General features: G+C 61.2%; 15 protein-coding genes. 7 read left to right on the top strand and 8 right to left on the bottom strand.

All coding sequences use genetic code 11. From position 1 onward, the window contains the following. The 4 genes from AC07VI_RS11635 to AC07VI_RS11650 form a co-directional block, all read right to left on the bottom strand. A partial coding sequence (locus AC07VI_RS11635; protein ID WP_494808795.1) for a two-partner secretion domain-containing protein occupies positions 1–2,416 on the bottom strand: 2,416 nt, incomplete at its 3' end. A 60-nt stretch (positions 2,417–2,476) separates the two neighbouring features. Then, positions 2,477–3,415 carry a tetratricopeptide repeat protein gene (locus AC07VI_RS11640; RefSeq protein ID WP_086148288.1) on the bottom strand — a complete coding sequence of 313 codons (939 nt, stop codon included), beginning with the start codon at positions 3,413–3,415 and terminating at the stop codon, positions 2,477–2,479. 28 nt (positions 3,416–3,443) lie between these two features. Next, complete coding sequence (locus AC07VI_RS11645) at positions 3,444–4,289, bottom strand: phage tail protein (RefSeq protein WP_492993793.1); 846 nt, start codon at positions 4,287–4,289, stop codon at positions 3,444–3,446. Positions 4,290–4,348: 59 nt separating this feature from the next. Then, positions 4,349–4,525, bottom strand: a complete 177-nt coding sequence (locus tag AC07VI_RS11650) for a hypothetical protein (RefSeq protein ID WP_157792400.1) — start codon at positions 4,523–4,525, stop codon at positions 4,349–4,351. Positions 4,526–5,349: 824 nt separating this feature from the next. Between AC07VI_RS11650 and AC07VI_RS11655 the strand changes: the two genes are divergently transcribed. Further along, on the top strand, positions 5,350–5,967 hold the full coding sequence (locus tag AC07VI_RS11655; RefSeq protein ID WP_086148290.1) for a DUF4291 domain-containing protein: 618 nt from the start codon (positions 5,350–5,352) through the stop codon (positions 5,965–5,967). Between the two features lie 56 nt (positions 5,968–6,023). Here AC07VI_RS11655 and AC07VI_RS11660 read toward each other — a convergent pair whose 3' ends face one another. Both AC07VI_RS11660 and AC07VI_RS11665 read right to left on the bottom strand, forming a co-directional pair. Further along, a complete protein-coding gene (locus tag AC07VI_RS11660) occupies positions 6,024–6,806 on the bottom strand; it encodes a hypothetical protein (protein WP_494808796.1) in 783 nt (260 codons plus the stop codon). Between the two features lie 14 nt (positions 6,807–6,820). Next, the gene (locus AC07VI_RS11665; protein WP_143450793.1) at positions 6,821–7,516 is read right to left on the bottom strand and encodes a putative type VI secretion system effector; all 696 of its coding nucleotides are present in this window, start codon (positions 7,514–7,516) and stop codon (positions 6,821–6,823) included. Between AC07VI_RS11665 and AC07VI_RS11670 the strand changes: the two genes are divergently transcribed. Continuing rightward, complete coding sequence (locus tag AC07VI_RS11670; protein WP_172404902.1) at positions 7,511–7,654, top strand: hypothetical protein; 144 nt, start codon at positions 7,511–7,513, stop codon at positions 7,652–7,654. The two genes, AC07VI_RS11665 and AC07VI_RS11670, sit on opposite strands and share 6 nt — an antisense overlap. On the opposite strand, the gene AC07VI_RS11675 is transcribed toward AC07VI_RS11670, so the two are convergent. Both AC07VI_RS11675 and AC07VI_RS11680 read right to left on the bottom strand, forming a co-directional pair. Then, on the bottom strand, positions 7,651–8,328 hold the full coding sequence (locus tag AC07VI_RS11675; protein ID WP_099376126.1) for a hypothetical protein: 678 nt from the start codon (positions 8,326–8,328) through the stop codon (positions 7,651–7,653). The two genes, AC07VI_RS11670 and AC07VI_RS11675, sit on opposite strands and share 4 nt — an antisense overlap. After that, positions 8,325–9,086, bottom strand: a complete 762-nt coding sequence (locus AC07VI_RS11680; RefSeq protein ID WP_139842661.1) for a hypothetical protein — start codon at positions 9,084–9,086, stop codon at positions 8,325–8,327. The genes AC07VI_RS11675 and AC07VI_RS11680 overlap by 4 nt, the downstream gene beginning before the upstream one ends. A gap of 217 nt (positions 9,087–9,303) precedes the next feature. Here AC07VI_RS11680 and AC07VI_RS11685 point away from each other — a divergent pair, with 217 nt between their 5' ends. The 5 genes from AC07VI_RS11685 to tagF are packed head-to-tail and all read left to right on the top strand — an operon-like array spanning position 9,304 to position 16,831. Next, on the top strand, positions 9,304–10,149 hold the full coding sequence (locus AC07VI_RS11685) for a M15 family metallopeptidase (protein ID WP_193068840.1): 846 nt from the start codon (positions 9,304–9,306) through the stop codon (positions 10,147–10,149). A 15-nt stretch (positions 10,150–10,164) separates the two neighbouring features. Further along, positions 10,165–10,434: a PAAR domain-containing protein gene (locus tag AC07VI_RS11690; RefSeq protein WP_099376125.1), complete on the top strand. Its 270-nt coding sequence runs from the start codon at positions 10,165–10,167 to the stop codon at positions 10,432–10,434. Positions 10,435–10,465: 31 nt separating this feature from the next. Then, the gene (locus tag AC07VI_RS11695) at positions 10,466–11,902 is read left to right on the top strand and encodes a hypothetical protein (RefSeq protein WP_492993786.1); all 1,437 of its coding nucleotides are present in this window, start codon (positions 10,466–10,468) and stop codon (positions 11,900–11,902) included. A gap of 46 nt (positions 11,903–11,948) precedes the next feature. Continuing rightward, on the top strand, positions 11,949–15,854 hold the full coding sequence (tssM, locus tag AC07VI_RS11700) for a type VI secretion system membrane subunit TssM (protein WP_099420638.1): 3,906 nt from the start codon (positions 11,949–11,951) through the stop codon (positions 15,852–15,854). After that, a complete protein-coding gene (gene tagF, locus AC07VI_RS11705; protein WP_086145180.1) occupies positions 15,851–16,831 on the top strand; it encodes a type VI secretion system-associated protein TagF in 981 nt (326 codons plus the stop codon). The genes tssM and tagF overlap by 4 nt, the downstream gene beginning before the upstream one ends. The last annotated feature ends 1 nt before the right edge of the window (position 16,832 follow it).

Here is a 16,832-nt window from a genome sequence, read left to right on the forward strand (position 1 = left end):
CGCTGCCCGGCTGCACCAGGTTGTAGTTGCCGGCATCCGTGCCCGTCAGCGTGTAGCCGCTGACGGCGACGCTCTTGTTGCCGCCGGCGTTGGCGTCGGCAAACGTCCCCGTCGCGGAGCCGCCTGCCAGCGAAACGATATCGCCGCCGACCAGGTCGGACGACGAAATGCCTGCCCCCGTGAGCGTGGCGGTGGTCGTGCCATCATAGGTCTTGTCGCTGGCGGAAACGCCGCTGACGTTGATGCTCTTGGGCGTGATCGTCCCCGTCTTGCTGTCGAGGCCATTCAGGTAATAGTGCTGGCCACCATGGGCAATCGTGGTGCCGCCGCCACTGAACCTGACGCCGGTGATCGTCACGGCCTTGTCGGTGCCAGCATTCTTGTCGGCAAAAGTGGCCGCCTGGCCGGCAGTATCGAGCGTCAGTCCGTTCGGCATGGTCAGCAGGCTGTTGAGCCCGGCCAATCCCGCGGTCGTCGTGCCGTCATAGACCTTGGGAGCAATCGAAGCGCTCAGATTGACGGCCATATACGCAGTGAGCTGACCGGGATTGTTGAGGTACGGGGTAAAGTCCGTCGGGGTGTTGTAGCTGCTGGGGTTGTAATAGATGCTGACAGTGCCGGCATTATTTGCAAGGAAAATATTGCTATCAATGGCGGAAAGGTCGTCAAAAAAGACTGTGCCCGTGCCCCTGCCGCCATTGTCGGCCTTCAGCACGATATTGACCGCCCCTTCAGCCACGATGCCTCCGCCAAGATTGCCGATTGCTCCCCCATAAGAAACATTATTCGTAAATTTGAACTGCACATTGCGATAGGCGCTGAGCGTCAGCGTCGTGTTGCTGGTCCAGTTAGGAATGCTGGGATATCCGACGACGGAGTAGTCATTGCCGTAACCGATGCCATCGAGGATGATGATATCGCCATTGCCAGGCTTGCCAGGGGCACACGGCGTGCCCGTGCAACTGGCGGAAGCTCCGGTGGTCTTGATGGTCACATTGCCGTTATTGAGCGCCGTCGACAGGACGCGCGTATCGACGTTGATCCCGTAAGAATTTCCCCATATGCTGGCATTGCCGATCAGGATATCATCGGGGTCCAGCAGCCACTCCCCCGCCGCGCCATGGGGCGCCGCCGTACTGACGGAGGCGCTGGCGTTGACCTTCAAGGCCTTGCCCGAAGTTTCCACCTTGCCGCCGTTGCCCGACACCGCGCCGCCACGCGCCGTGATGCTGCCATTGAATTGCGTGCTGTTATCGGACCAGACGGCAACATTGCCGCCATTGCCGCGGCTGATGGCATCGGCCCTGATCGAGGCGCCGGCATCGACGATGGCCGTGTGTGCGCGTTGCTCGCTGCCGCTGCCAAGAGAATTTCCGCCAATCAAAGCCGTGCCGCCGCCCTCGCCTGACACATCAATCGCGCTGCCCGCCGCCAGCTTGACCGTGCCGCCAAGCACCTTCACGCTGCCGCCGCCTGCGCCGCCGCTGCCGGAAGCATCAAGCGTGCCGCCATTGCTTGCGGTGCCGGCATTGCCAGCCGCCAGCACAATGGAACCGTTGACGTTCTGCACGCTGCGCGCCTGAATAATGCCGGTGTTATTGATCACGCTGGCCACCAGCGCATCCCTGGCGCCGGCCGAGAGCCAGACCGCGCCACCGTCTGCCTTGATGAGGCCGCCATTTTCGGCCAGGTTGTTCAGCGTGCCCTGCTTGACCTGCAGATTGACCAGGCTATCGCCGGAAAACGACAGCGTGACGTCGCTGCCCGCGCCCAGCGCCGCCGCACCCGCTGCCGCGTTGATGCTGCCCGTATTGCTGACGGTATTGCCGATGAAGGCAACATAGCCGCCCTTGGCGGCATTGATCGTGCCCTGGTTGACGATGCTGCCCGTGCCGTTGCCGCTGAAATGGCGCGTCGCGCCGCCCAGTCCGGCATCGCCGATGTCGAGCGTCGAGGCCACCAGGCCGCCCACGTTGATTTGCGATCCGGCGCCGAACAGCACGCCATTCGGATTGATCAGGTAGACCTGGCCATTGGCGTTGAGCTGGCCGAAGAAGCGGGTGGCATGCGTGTCGCCGATGCGGTTGACGGCAATGGCGCTGGACGACGGCTGGACGAAATTGACGGTTTCCTGGCTCGTGGTATTGAACGATTGCCAATTCAATGACAGGTTCTGGCTCGCTTGCGTCACCGTGGTGGTGGCGCCGCTCTGGCTGATGGTGCCGTTGCCGGCTGTCACCTGGCCGCCTGTCGGTCCCGCCATGGCAACAGGGGTGGCCGCCAGCAAGGCGCTGAACACGAGGCTGCGATTCGCCGCCTTGCCCCGGCCCTTCGTGCGTTCCGGGACGATGACCCATGCATGGTGCACATGGCTCCAGATGAGTCGATAGATTCTGTTCATAGAGGCATGACGCATGATGGTTTTCTCTGGTTGGCGGCGCGCTGCGCGGATGGCATGCCGCTTGTTATATATGTATTAATTTGCGGAAAATCGGCCCAGATGTTCGGCGACCCGGCGGTCCAGTGCAGGCTTCCACTGTGCCGGCATCACCTGATCCACCAGTTGCGCGATACGTTCGATCTCGGCCAGTTCCGCGGTATTTTTCGTGGTGGCTTTGGCAGCGCTGTTCCACATGTAAATCTTTGCCAGGCTGGCCGGCGTCAGCGCGCCAGTGGCCGGGTCGGGCGCGCTGTTGGCGTACAGGATGGCCACCGGCAAATAGGCGGGCGCATAGCCTTCGGAGGCCGCATGCTCCAGCCATGACAAGGCCAGCGCCAGGTTGACATCGCCGCCCTCGCCCTGCGCCAGCATCACGCCCAGGCGGTATTGCGCCTGATGCTCGCGGTGTTCCGCCGCCTGCCGATACCAATGACGCGCGGCCGCCAGATCTTGCGGCACGTCCTTGCCATCCTTGTAATAGTCGGCGATGCGCAGCATGGCCGGCACCGACCCGGCCTGCGCCGCTTGCGCGCACAGCCCCAGGCCGTGCCCGACATCCTTGCCGACGGCCTGCCCGCCGATATACAGTTGACCGGCCGAACAGAGCGCATAGGCGATGCCCGCCTGCGCCGCCTTGCGATACCACGCTTCGGCCGCCTTGCCGTCGGCCGCCTGTCCGATGCCTACAGCCAGGCAATCGCCAAAAAACTGTTGCGCAGCGGGAATGTTGCCCTGCGCCGCCTTGCCGAACCAGCCGCAGGCGGCTGCCCCATTGCGCGCCCGCCCCCATCCTTCGCGTTCGATCAAGCCCAGATTGAATTGCGCCAGGGGATTGCGGGCGGCGACGCGCGCGTATTCCTTGTAGGCAAGTCCGTAGTCCTCGGCGGCCAGCGCCTTGTCGGCGCGCTTCAGCTCAGTGCTGAGGTCGCGCGGCGCGGCGCCGGCCTGTGGCGCGGCAAGCAGCAGCGTGGCCATTGTTGTAACGGCGAGAATACGCAAAGTGCTAGTCCCTGTTTGGATACAGGCCATTGGAGGCCGCGATGTAATACGTCAAGGCGATAAAAGATGGCCGGATATCGATTGCATCGCCACTTCCGACGGGAAGCGTCTGGCCGCTGGCCGTTGCGGTGCCGCCGATGACGCCGTCCAGCTTCTCACCGACCGTAGTCACGGTTCCCGCCATGCCAGGCACCGTGACCGAAACGGTGCCACCGGTGATGGCGCCGGCATTCAGTGTCGCATCCGGTGCCTCCGAGGAATAAATGTTGGAGGACGCAGAGATTGCCTTGCCCAGATAAGCGCCCGATGGCGAGGAGCCCCCATTGGCGCTACCGGACACATTCATTTTCAAGTCCGCTACCGTGCCTGTCGCAACGGTACTGGGAATGAGTGCCGTGCCCGTCAGCGCAGGCAAGGCCACGCCGACCTTCAGCTTGCTCAGGTCGACGGGAACCGCGGCCAGCGCGAACGTGTGGGGCGGCAGTTGTGCAACCTTCAATTTGATCGCATTTGCACCGCCCTTGTCGCCAGCCATGTAGTCCTCGCCGTTGGCGCCGATGACGAACTTGCCGCGCAGGTCAGGCAGCTTGAACGTCGTCTGGGTAACGACGCCATAAGCGTTACCGATCAGGGAATACAGTGCCACATTGGTATTGATATACATATCGCGTCCGTCAGCCAGCACATACTGCCGATTGAAACTGCCGAAATTGTATGGCACGGCCATGATGCAGATGCTCGCCAGGATGGGGCTGTCGGAACAGGCAAAACTGTTGGGCGCCCAGGCTGCCGAGACGATGCCGGTGATCAGCGCGGCGCGAGAAAAGTGTTTCTTAGCTACAGATTTCATTTTATATTTCCCCTTGATTTGAAGCGAACGTCTTGTTTACTTTGTGACTTCTCTATATTTCAACCGTTGCCCTTGACGTTATCGATGCGCCTGCCCGGCTTGCGGCGCTGGTCAATCGGGCAATTATTTACCGCGACGTAGACATGCTGATGCGCCGGGCAGTCGATTTGAATATTGGCTGTCCCGGGACGTGATGCAGTAAAACGCAGGCCTGCGACAGTCTTTTCCAGGCCCATCTGAATCCGATCTCTAGCCTGGATCAGGCTGCGAATAGGCAAACGACAAAAGTGGCATGGCCTGGGTGCGGCGGCGAGATAATCGATGAACCTAGCTGACTGTGCTGATCGGACTGCAGATTTCATCTTCTAGGCACGGAAAACAGAAAAGGCTAGTCAAAAAAGGTAGCCCCTCGACAAAATACTGATCAGACCTGCCCCGCATCCTGCAAATCTACTGTCCGGCCACATGTTCTTCTGATTCATTTTTCACCCGGATGACCAAGAGGTATTTCCGCACAGACATCCCATCGTGGCCTTGACACAGCACAAGAATGTGGCAGATAGAATTGACAGACAGGGATTCCATTTGCGTAGTGGCCTCCCGCTATTCCGTCGTCAACCATTGCCTTGTACGCGCTTTCATCCGCCAAGTATAGTGAGCGACTTACTTAAATAACAAACTACCAATATCCACCAAAAGTGACCAATTGTGACGATGGTTCATTCGAACCAGCAGACGCGCCGCGATAAAACGAAGCGTGGCATAAATCAGAATTGCTGCCTTCCGATGGCAGCACCGAGAACGCCAATTCCTAAGCTGCCTATTGCATCGCCATGTCGATGTCGCCTCCCGATCGAGATAGAAGCCCTGCCCGCCGGAGAGCAGCGCCATGTCGTGTAAGATGCACCACACCCGACGTTCGCCAGCGCGGCCATCCGCCTTGCAACACAGCTTATCAACCGGCTGCGGACGGCTACAGGCCACGTCCAGGAACCGAGCGGCGCTGCCAGCGCCATGTCAAGGCTTGCCAGGATTCGCCCTGGCTTCAACAAAGGTAAGAATGCAAAATGATCAGTACCCGACGTCAGCCATCCCTGAACGTCAGATCCGGGCCACCTATGACGAAGCGACTATCCGTGTCTATCAGGCCTATTCGGATGTGATCGCGGATGCCGCATTGGCGAACGGCACATTGACTGCGCCGCCATTCAAGATGGAACGCATGACCTGGATCAAACCATCATTCTTATGGATGATGTATCGCGCCGGCTGGGGGTTCAAAGACGCTGGCCAGCAACGCATACTGGCGATCGATATCAGTAGAGCGGGATTTGAATGGGCACTGGAGCACGGCTGCCTGAGCCGCGCGGATGCATCCATGAGCAAGGATGAATGGACGGCGAAGAAGGAGGCATCGCCCGTGCGCATCCAGTGGGATCCCGAACGGGACCTGCTGTTGCGGCCGCAACCATACCGAGCCATCCAGATCGGCCTCAGCAAAGAAGCTGTTGAGCTTTACGTACATCAATGGATAACAAGGGTGGCGGACGTGACGCCGCTGGCTCATTCCATCCATGCATTGCTCGCCCAGGAAAAATTTGAGGAAGCAAGGCACATGCTGCCGCAAGAAAAACCGTACTCGTCAGTATTGCATCCATCCGTAGCGCCGACACCTTGATCCTGGGAGCAGGGACAAGCAAGGTAGCTCATGCAACGCGCCCTGCTCGACAATTGTCAGATAGATTGAATCCTGTATTTTGACTTGTGTTTTTTCAGAGCCAGCTTACAATTAGTTGCGAAAAATCCATCGCCGTGATTTTCAAAAAAAGTAATTCCACCGCGTGCATCAAACACATCCGGCCTTGGAAAACCGTATGCGACGAAAATTTTCTCGGCATATATTGAATAGCCGCGCATGGTCTTATATGTCCAATACTCGAAAGGGAAACAAAACAAGGCAGGCATCAACAATATTGCGCCGCATGCCGCAATTAAATCTTCCTTCTTCTCCAGCGACACATCAACAACCAAGAAAAATCCGGAAAATAGAACAATCCAGACAAATAACATCATATTTCTTGCAAATCTCATGCAACTCCAGAAAAAGGCGCGCTCTCCGCAATAAGCATTTAACGGCATCAATAACAGGCCATCCGCAATGCGAAGCAAACTGTGCACGTGAAGGATCTCGCCTCTCTTTTCCACCACCAATTTGACGAAATCGCCATTCTTAATCTTGTCCACATCGGCAAAAACACCACACACGACATGTCCATTGACCAGTCCGGCAAAATTATGCAGATCTTCGCCATCGTACAAACTTAGCATGGCTGAATTTGCCAACGTTCCAGGCATGGCATTGATGGCGGCGGCTACACCACCGGCAAGCGTTTTTGCCGCAATATTTTTTTCAATGCCATGCAACAGGTCCACCGTTGCTCTAGAGAAATGAAAATTCCTCATTTCTCCTTCCAGGGCGAAAATCAGCTCATCAGGAAAACCCAAGGCATTTACCATGTTATTTAGCTAATTTAAAGATAATATACGCCCATCGGCAAATCGGCTCTTCCTGCTTTCCTCATCCTCTTGGTACTTTTAAAAAGATCAATTTTTTCCGGCTCAGCAATCCCAAGTGTCTTTCCCACCCTATTCATCTCCTTTGAAAATTCCATAAAATCTTTCCAACTCAAGCCAACAGTCACAAATAAAACAATCAAAGTGTTAAAGGTAGCGCAAATCAACATGAACCAGAGCGGGACACCGCCAAAAAATGCCGCCAATATCTGCAAAACATACAAGCCAACAAAAGCATAGCCACAACATTTTAATAGATGCAATTTTTTTGCCGTTGTTCCACGTTCGGAATGCGGCTGCATCCATATCTTGTTTTCCTGTACGTCAACGACTGCGACAGCGCTGAATTCATTGCCTTTTTGGCAGCCAACAACTTGAACTTCGTCTCCGTCCCTAAAATCAACACTCCAGAAACTCCCGACAACCAACTTGCCCCCTACACTCATGGTGAAGCCTGTGACAGGATCTCCGTCACTTGTCGCTGCCTGTGCGCTATGAACAGCACCTGGCTCCCCTGCGGCAGCCTGAACAATCGCCGTCAAACCAGATATTTTTTTGTTTTTTTCAGCGCTCTTCAAATAATTGACATGCATGTCGGAAGTTCTCAAACCTTCAACAATACCGCTGACCAACTTATAGGATAATTCATGCATATATTTTTCTTAATCAGTGAGCTGGCAATATCTCCCCAGCAATATCGTCAATTTATGCAGGGATTGATTTGGATTCAATTTAAAATGAACGGAAATCCACCCCAGCAATTATCAGGCGGACTGGATATTGCATTTTAAACCATGTTTCTCAAGGCCAATTCACGGCCACATCCAATAAAACCATAGCTATGCCCTTTGAATAAAGTAGCGCCCTTGCGCATATCAAAGTCGCCTGGCCCTGGAAAACCATGCGCAGCGAAAATTTCGGTCGCATATATTGAAGAGCCACGCATGGCTCCAAAGCTCCAATATGCGAAAGAAAAACAAAAAATCAGCGGCATCACGAATATGATGCCGGATATCGAAATTAAATTCTCGTCTTTTCCAAAGATACATCGATGGATAATAAAAGCATCAGAGCAAGGATGATCCAGATAGCCGGGGTCAGGTCCCTTGCAAATCTCATGCAGTTCCAGAACGAAGCACGCTCTCCGCAATAAGCATTCAATGGCATCAAAAAATAAGCTATCGCCTATGCAAAGCAAACTGTGCACGTACAGCACATCCTTTCTCTGTGTCACCAGCAATTTGACGATGTCGCCATCCTTGATCTTGCCGGCGTCTCTGAAAAACCCGCAGACTGCTTTCCCGTTGACCAGCCGTCTGCAATTGCTCGTCGCAGGCGAACGCTTCCACCAGCAGCGGGCCCGCATCCTGCGCGCTGCCGCTTCAAGCTTGAGCTCGTACAAGCGCGTGATGCCGGAGAACGCTCCCGACGCGGCGCCCACCCGGTCCAGCAGCGCTGTGCTCATCGCGCGCCTTGCGCCGCAGCCCTGGCCGCCTTGCACAGAGGCTTGTCGACGCGGCCGGCGCAAGTTCTCTGGCGGCAACCATCGGCCGCCGCCGGCCTCAATTTGCTGCATTGCAGCAACTGAGCTTGCAGGCTGGGCGCTGCTTTTTTGGGCGCCGTGCCTGCCTGGGCGTGCGATACCAGCGCGGCCAGCAGGGCCACGTCGTTTTCCTGTTCCGGCGTGGTGGCGGGCTTGGCCGGCGCCGCAGGTTTGAGCGGCTTGGCCGGTGGTTTTTTTGGCGGCGCCGCCTTGCGCGCGCTCTTCTGCGGCGTCTCAAGCGCCTGGCTCAGCACATCCCTGGGGCTGGGCACGGGAGCCGAGACCGGGGCCGGCATGCCGGCGCCCAGCATTTCGCTCAGGCTCTGCTGAGGCAGAGCCTGCTCCTCCTCGCGTATGCTGGCCGCGGCGGTGACAGGGGCGCTGGCCACGGCCGGTGTTTCCGGCGCTGGCGCCGTGCTGGCCAACGCCGGTTCGGCCTGCGCCGCCGTTTCGCGCTGCCCCAGCCAGGCGCCGGTGGCCAGCAACAGCAGGGCGCCGGCCAGCATGCCACCCCAGACGGCCCACCGGCCGGAGCGCCTGCCTTCACGAGGCACGGGCGCGGGCCGACCGCCGCCTTCGAGATGGTTCAGGATACGGCTGCGGTCGGCCTCGGCCTGTTGCGCGGGCGTCAATAAGCTGGGCCGTGTCGATGGCCTTGGGCTGTCGTCATTGCTTTGCAAAATCTTAACTCCTGTCAATATTTACAACACCTTACGACAATAAAAAAAAGCGTGACGCATGTTAGGAAATCAACAGTGCCGACCCGGCGCACAATTGAAATATAGCCCCCGTAATTAGCAAGTTAGTAAGATATACTCTAAGGCAATATTAGCGCAAACGCTGGCACCGCGGCATTCAACTGCCCATGCATGGCGCCTTTTTTCGAACGGAGCGGGCGTGTTTTTACTGGCGGTGGCACTCTATTTTTTACTCGCATGCCTGATCAGCTGGCTGGCGCTGTTTCCATCCGGCCGCGAACTGGTGCTGCGGGCGCTGGCGACGGCCGAACAAGGCCTGGCGGCACGACTCGCGCGGCTGGCCCGGCGCAGGAACGCCGGCCTCGACACCCTGCGCCGCAGTGGCGCCAGTACGCTGCTCGGCAGCGCGGCATTCGTGCGCCGCCATTACCTGCTGTTCCTGGGCGGTGCGGCGGTGCTCTGCCTGCCGCCGACGATCGCCTTGCTGGCAGGCAGCAAGAACATGCTGGGCGGCTATGCGGTTTCGACGCGCGAAATGAATACGCAGGTGTCGGCCCTGCTGCAAGGCGAACAGCTGGTGCCGCCGCTCGACCTGCCGCCGCTGGTGTTCGCCACCGAGGAAGTGCAGCAGATTCGGCCGATGCTGGTATCGGCCAGCCGCAACTGGGCGCTGCTCAATGCAGAGTATGCGCAAAGGCTGCTGCTGGTGTTCAAGATCATGAAGGAAAAACATGGTTACGACATGGCCATCCTGGAAGGCTACCGCAGTCCCGAACGGCAAAACATGCTGGCCGGCATGGGCAGCAATGTCAGCAATGCGGCCGCGTTCCAAAGCTGGCATCAGTTTGGCCTGGCCGCCGATTGCGCTTTTTTGCGCGACGGCAAGCTGGTGATCTCGGAAAAAGATCCCTGGGCCATGCGCGGCTATCAGCTGTATGGCGAAGTGGCCGAATCGGTCGGCATGACCTGGGGCGGCCGCTGGAAGATGATGGATTTCGGCCACACGGAATTGCGCGTGCCGGGTGTAATGAAAAAACAACGATGACTGGAAGGAGCACATATGGCTGGTCCCGTAATCAGATTGGGCGACAAAACATCGCATGGCGGCAGCGTGCTGGAAGCCTCGGCGATGACGGACAGCGGCGGCATCGGCGTGGCGCGCGTGGGCGACAAGGTCTCGTGCCCGCTGCCGGGCCATGGCACCTGCCCCATCGTCAGCGGCGACGCCAGCTGGATCGTCGACGGCAAGCCGGTGGCCCGCCACGGCGACAAGACCAGCTGCGGCGCGATGCTGATCGCCAGCCAGCAAGCCACCACGGATCAGCTATGACGTCCGGCCGCCGATGCAAGGGGCGGCGCTGATGCGCCCGTGGCTGCGGCGCAGCCTGCTGATACTGGCCGCGTTCGCCTTGTGCTGGGGCGGCGCAATCTGGTACTGGCGCACCAGCACGCGCATGCCATCGACGGGCGACCTGGCCGGCACCATGCTGGCGTTGCCGCTGGCGCTGCTCACCAGTTGGTGGCTGGGCAGGAAACTGCTGTCCAGGCTGGCAGCGCCGGCACCGGCGCCGGCCGATGCCGCCGGCGGTGAGGCCATGCCGGCCAGCAACGCAGCGCCGCCGCGCGCGCCGCTGCACCTGGCCGCCGCCGCCCTGCGCATGCCCGGTGGCGACTCGGCGTCGGAACTGGCGGCAGCGCTGCAGGACAGGCAGCAGCGCCCCGAATTGGATCCCGAACTGACCGACGCGCAGGGCTACCCCGTGATGAGCGCCCGCGTGGCCGGCCTCGATGAAGACGGCCAGAAGGAACTGCTGGACGACTGGCTGCGGCGCCGACCGGCCGACACGGCGCGGGATGCGGCGCCGCATTTCGAGGCCGAACACCTGCGCGCACTGGCGCTGGGCGCTGGCGTGTTGAACGAACTGATGCGGGAAGCGGCGATGCACGCGGCGCTCGACGACGACAAGACGGCGCAAACGAGCGCGCGCGCCGCCCTGCCGACTCTGCAACTGCATCTGCTGTTGCCGTCCGATTGGGACAAGCCGCAGCGCGACACGGGTGCCGCCTGGCTGCACGCGCAAGCGGCACAGCAAGGCTGGCCATCCGACAAGCTCAGCACGCATTTGGCCGGCGACAGCGGGCCGCTGGCGCTGATCGAACAGCTGGCCGCGCAGGCTGCCTTGCAAGCGCTGCCTTGCCTGGCCATCGTGCTCGCTTGCGCTTCCCATATCGGCGAGCTGACCATGCATGACTGGATCGCGCGCGACCTGCTGTTCAATACCGGCCAGCCGGGCGGACAGATTCCCGGCGAAGGCGCGGCCGGCCTGTTGCTGGCCGATGCAGCCCAGGCGGCGGCGCTGCAGGCCGATACGCCGGTACTGCTGCACCATGCCAGCACTGCCGTGCGCGGCCGGTCGGCGGACAGCCGCGGCCATGGCGATGCCAGCTTGCTCGCCGAGCTGGGCGGCAAGGCCATGTCGGCGGCGTCTGTCGCCCCTGCCGCGATCACGCGGCTCTACGCCGATGCCGACCAGCGCTCGAGCCGCATGATCGAACTGATGAACAATGCCGGCACGCTGCTGCCCGATATCGATCTCAGCGAGGACGTGCTGAGCGTGGCAGCGGCCTGCGGCCAGAGTGGCCAGGTAGCCACCTTGGCCGCGCTGGTGCTGGCGCGGCACGAAGCGGCGGGCAATGCCAGCCAGGTGTTATTCCTGAGCAACCTCGACGCCTTCCACCGCGCTGCCGTGGTGGTGGGTGGGGCGGCCGTCGCCCATGAAATCCTCGCCGCGACATGAATCCTTCCTCCACCATGCCTGTCAACCTCTGGCCCCTCATACTATGATGCAACGATTCTGGCATTCCATTACTACCCGTTTCAGCCTGTTCGCCATCGGCTTCGTGGCGCTGGCCGCGCTGCTGGCCAGTTGCGCCGTCATCTTTCAATGGCCGCTGGCATGGATCGTACCGCCGCTGGCGATGGTCCTGCTGGTCGCCAGCGTGGTCTGGTGGCTGCAGCGCAGGCGCCGCCAGCGCGATGCCGCCCGGTTCGGCGGCATGCTGGAACAGCAGACAGCCGGCGCGGCGCCCAAGGCGGGAGCCGCCCAGCGCGAGGAAACCGAAGCCATCCGCAAGCGCATGCTCGAGGCGATCGGCACCATCAAGACGTCCAAACTGGGCCAGCTGTCGGGTGACGCGGCCCTGTATGAATTGCCCTGGTATATGATCATCGGCAATCCGGCGGCCGGCAAGAGCACGGCGATCGCCAATTCCGGCCTGCAGTTTCCGTTTGCCGACAGCAAGATCGTGCAAGGCATCGGCGGCACCCGCAATTGTGACTGGTTCTTCACCACCGACGGCATCCTGCTCGACACGGCGGGCCGCTATTCGGTCAACGACGAAGACCGCGCCGAGTGGTTCGGCTTCCTGTCACTGCTGAAAAAACACCGCAAGCGCGCGCCGATCAACGGCATCATCATCGCCGTCAGCATTGCCGAACTGACCGGCAGCCGGCCCGAGTTTGCCATCAACCTGGCCAAGAACCTGCGCCAGCGGGTGCAGGAGCTGACGGAAAAACTGGAAGTGCACGCGCCCGTCTACGTGGTGTTCACCAAGGCCGACCTGATTACCGGCTTCAACGAATTTTTCCAGGACACGGAACGCGGCGAACGCGACCGGGTATGGGGCGCCACCCTGCCGTACAGCCAGACCAGTTCCAAACAGGACGTGCTGGAGCAGTTCGACCAGCGTTTCGACGAGCTGTATGACGGCCTGAAAGAGCTGAGCCTGGCCAGCATGGCGCTGCAGCAGAACGAACGCATGCCGCCGGGCGTGTTCACCTTCCCGCTCGAATTCAGCGCGATCAAGGGGTCGCTGCGCGCCTTCATCGCCACCCTGTTCGAGGAAAATCCGTTCCAGTTCAAGCCTGTCATGCGCGGCTTCTATTTCACCAGCGCGCTGCAGGAAGGCGCATCGGTATCGGCCTCGTCGGAACGCGTGGCGCAGCGCTTCGACTTGAAACTGCAACCGCAGCAACACAACGCGGTGCAGGACCAGCACGGCTATTTCCTGCTCAATCTGTTCCGCAAGGTAATCTTCGCCGACAAGGAACTGGTGGCCCAGTATGCCAGTCCAGCCAAGACCCGCCTGCGCTACGCCACCTTCTTTGCCGCCACGGCGCTGGTGGGCCTGGCACTGGCCGGCTGGAGCTGGTCCTACATGGCCAACCGCCAGCTGGTGGCCAATGTGCAGGCCGACCTGGACCAGGCGATCAAGGTGCAGGACAAGCGGCTCGACCTGCAATCGCGCTTCGAAGCGCTGGAAATCCTGCAGGACCGGATCGAGCAGCTCGACTCCTACCGCAACAGCCGGCCCGTCTCGCTGGGCCTGGGGCTGTACCAGGGGGATCTGCTGGAGCGCAAACTGCGCGAGGAGTATTTCTCGGGCGTGCGTGAGGTGATGCTGGGCCCGGTCGCGCAATCGCTGGAAGCCTTCCTGGCCGAAGTCAACGCCGGCGCCAGCCGCTTGCAGCCGATGGCCAGCACGCCTCAGTCGGGCGCGGTATCGGCCAGCGCGGCAGCCACCCTGCCCGCGCCAGCCGGCACCCTGGCCGCACCGGTGGCGGCCACGCCGACGCCGGCCCTGGCCAGCGCCCCTGCCGCCGCGCCGCCAGCCACGGCCGCCGCCGTCAACCTGGGCGCACAGCAGTTCAAGGATGCCTCGCCGGCCAATGTGGAAGACGCGTATAACGCGCTGAAGACCTACCTGATGCTGAGCGACAAGTCGCGCGCCGAAGCGAGCCACCTGAATGACCAGCTGACCCGTTTCTGGCGTGTCTGGCTCGACAGCAACCGCGGCAGCATGCCGCGCGAGCAGATGATACGCAGCGCTGAACGCATGATTTCGTTTTATCTGACGCAGATCAACGACCCGTCCTGGCCGAGGATCGACAGCAAGCTGGCGCTGGTCGACCAATCGCGCGACAGCCTGCGCCGCGTGGTGCGGGGCATGCCGGCGCGCGAGCGCGTGTACGCCGACGTCAAGGCGCGCGCGGCCACGCGCTTCGCCTCGATGACGGTGGCGCGCATCGTCGGCGAGCAGGACAAGGAACTGGTGCTGGGCAGCTACGCCATCCCCGGCACCTTCACGCGCGACGCCTGGGAACAATTCATCCAGCAAGCCTTCCAGGAAGCGGCCAACCGCGAACTGCAAAGCGCCGACTGGGTGCTGAAAACGGCCTCGAATGACGACCTGACCCTCGAAGGCAGCCCCGAGCAGATTCAGAAAGCGCTGGTCGAACTGTATAAAACGGACTACGCCAGGGAATGGCAGAAATTCATCCAGGGCGTCAGCATCCGCGAGTTGAACGGCTTCGACAATGCGGCGGCGGCCATGAACCGGCTCGGCGACCCGCAAACCTCGCCGATCAACAAACTGATCGAAACGGTGTACAAGGAAACCTCGTGGGACAACCCGTCGCTGCTGGGCCAGGGCTTGCAGCGCGCCCAGCGCGGCATGATGGGCTGGTTCAAGGAAACCATCCTGCGCCAGAAACCCTCCGGCATCAACGTCAACGTCGGCACGGGCGCGCCCGCCGCCGGCGCCTTGCCGATGGGACCGGTGGGCCGCGAGTTTTCCGGCGTCGCCCGCCTGGTGGTGACCAAGGACAAGGACGCTTCGCTGATGCGCGGCTACATGGAAGCGCTATCGAAGCTGCGCGCCCGCTTCAACCAGATCAAGAACCAGGGCGATACGGGCCCCGGCGCCAAGCAGTTCATGCAGCAAACGCTCGACGGTACCGGCTCGGAACTGGCCGATGCGCTCAAGTACGTGGATGAACAGATGCTGACCGGCATGACCGACGCGCAAAAACAGGCGATCCGGCCGCTGCTGGTACGCCCGCTGATGCAAACCTTCGCCGTCATCATCAAACCGACCGAGACGGAAATCAACAAGGTCTGGCTGGCGCAGGTGCTCGAACCATTCCAGAAGACCCTGGCGCCCAAGTATCCGTTCTCGCCCGGCTCCGGTAGCGAGGCCAGCAATGCAGACATCGGCCTCGTATTCGGACCGGAAGGCAGCATCGCCAAGTTCTTCAATACCACCATCGGCCCGCTGGTAGTGCGCCGTGGCGACGCGCTCAGCGCCAAGACCTGGGCCAACATGGGCATCGGCCTGGCGCCGTCCGTGGTGGCCAGCTTCCCCGGCTGGATCGCGCCGCTCAGCGCCAACGGCGTGGCCACGGCAGCCGGCGCCGGCGAGGCGCAAACGCGTTTCGACCTGCAGGCGCAGGCCGCCAACGGCGCCACCGAGTACACGATCGAGATCGACGGCCAGGCGCTGCGCTGGCGCGGCCAGCCACAGCCCTGGGTCCATATGGTCTGGCCGAATCCGCAAGGCGCGCCCGGCGCGCGCATCAGCGCCATCACGCCGGAAGGCCGCACGATCGTGTTGCTCAACGAACCTGGGCATTTCGGTCTGAAGAAAATGATCGATTCGGCCAAGCGCAAGCGCAAGGATGGCGGCGTGTTTGAACTAAGCTGGGAAAACAGCGGCGTGACCGTGGCGGCCAACCTGAAGATCGTCGCCACGCCGGCGCCGGCCGCCGCGCCGAGCACCGCGTCGGGCGCTGCCGGCTTCCGCGGCCTGAAACTGCCGGAAAGCGTGGCCCAGAGTGTGCCTGCCGTCAACTCTCCCGTGCCGGCAGCCCCTGCCGGCGCCATCGCGGCCAATGCCGCCGTCACGCCATGAACCGCACCACTGCCACCCCCATCGGCTATTTCGGCAAGCTGCCCAGCCGCGGCGACTTCGTCAAGGCCAGCGACAACCCGGCCCTGCTGAAGATCCTCGACGACTGGCTGGCGCAGGCGATGGACCTGTTCAGCGCCGACGCGCGCTGGAAGCTGACCTACGATGCGCTGCCGCCCATGCATTTCGCCTTTATCGGCCCGCGCCGGGGGCGCGCCATCGCCGGCCATATCGCCGCCAGCAGCGATGCCTCGTCGCGCCGCTTCCCGTTCCTGATGATGAGCACCATGGAAGTGGACCAGCCGGCCGCGTTTGTCGCCAACTGTCCGCTGGTGCTGTCGCGCCTGTGGAACCGTTGCGAGGCGCTCAGCAAGGACATGCGCGGTCCCGATGCGGGCAGCGCGCTGCAGGCGGCCACGCATGCCAGCATCGACGTCGACCTGCGCGCCGCCGCCTATGAAGCCGCCTTCAACGATTTTCTCGACATGCAGACCGTGGGCGAACTCGACGCGCTGTTGGCGCCGACCGGCTTCACGGGCACGGTGCGGCAAGTGCTGCTGGCGCTGGGCCTGCTGCTGCAGCCGGTAATGGCCAGCAGTTCCAGCCGGCTGGAAAAAAGCCTGGAATTGCCGCTGCCGGCCGATCCGCTGTACCGCAACATGGTGGCGGCGTTCTGGATGCACCTGATCACGCCGTTCCTGGCGCGCGCCGATTTCGAGCTGGCGCTGTTCATCACCCGGCTGCGCGGCCGCCAGACGCTGGTGCTGGGCTTTTCCGGCGCCTCGGCGCAGACCCTGCATGTGCTGATGAACCCGCAAGCGGCGCTCGACCACCATATCGCGTTCGATGACCTGGACTGGGTCGAGGAACAGGTCGGCAGCGACTATGCGATCAAGAAAGTATCGACCTATCTGGCGCAAGCCAACCTCTCGCTCAAATCGGCGCGCGATTCCCTGCGCGCCGCCTTTATCGGAACCTGAC

The organism is Janthinobacterium sp. GW821-FHT03A03 (genome assembly GCF_059421435.1).

Coding starts and splice junctions, on each gene's coding strand:
- AC07VI_RS11650 (WP_157792400.1), bottom strand. CDS start 4,525: ATGGGCCTGGAAAAGACTGTCGCAGGCCTGCGTTTTACTGCATCACGT.
- AC07VI_RS11695 (WP_492993786.1), top strand. CDS start 10,466: ATGCGCCCGTGGCTGCGGCGCAGCCTGCTGATACTGGCCGCGTTCGCC.
- AC07VI_RS11660 (WP_494808796.1), bottom strand. CDS start 6,806: ATGGTAAATGCCTTGGGTTTTCCTGATGAGCTGATTTTCGCCCTGGAA.
- AC07VI_RS11665 (WP_143450793.1), bottom strand. CDS start 7,516: ATGCATGAATTATCCTATAAGTTGGTCAGCGGTATTGTTGAAGGTTTG.
- tagF (WP_086145180.1), top strand. CDS start 15,851: ATGAACCGCACCACTGCCACCCCCATCGGCTATTTCGGCAAGCTGCCC.
- AC07VI_RS11645 (WP_492993793.1), bottom strand. CDS start 4,289: ATGAAATCTGTAGCTAAGAAACACTTTTCTCGCGCCGCGCTGATCACC.
- AC07VI_RS11640 (WP_086148288.1), bottom strand. CDS start 3,415: ATGGCCACGCTGCTGCTTGCCGCGCCACAGGCCGGCGCCGCGCCGCGC.
- AC07VI_RS11690 (WP_099376125.1), top strand. CDS start 10,165: ATGGCTGGTCCCGTAATCAGATTGGGCGACAAAACATCGCATGGCGGC.
- AC07VI_RS11670 (WP_172404902.1), top strand. CDS start 7,511: ATGCATATATTTTTCTTAATCAGTGAGCTGGCAATATCTCCCCAGCAA.
- AC07VI_RS11655 (WP_086148290.1), top strand. CDS start 5,350: ATGCAAAATGATCAGTACCCGACGTCAGCCATCCCTGAACGTCAGATC.
- AC07VI_RS11675 (WP_099376126.1), bottom strand. CDS start 8,328: ATGAGCACAGCGCTGCTGGACCGGGTGGGCGCCGCGTCGGGAGCGTTC.
- tssM (WP_099420638.1), top strand. CDS start 11,949: ATGCAACGATTCTGGCATTCCATTACTACCCGTTTCAGCCTGTTCGCC.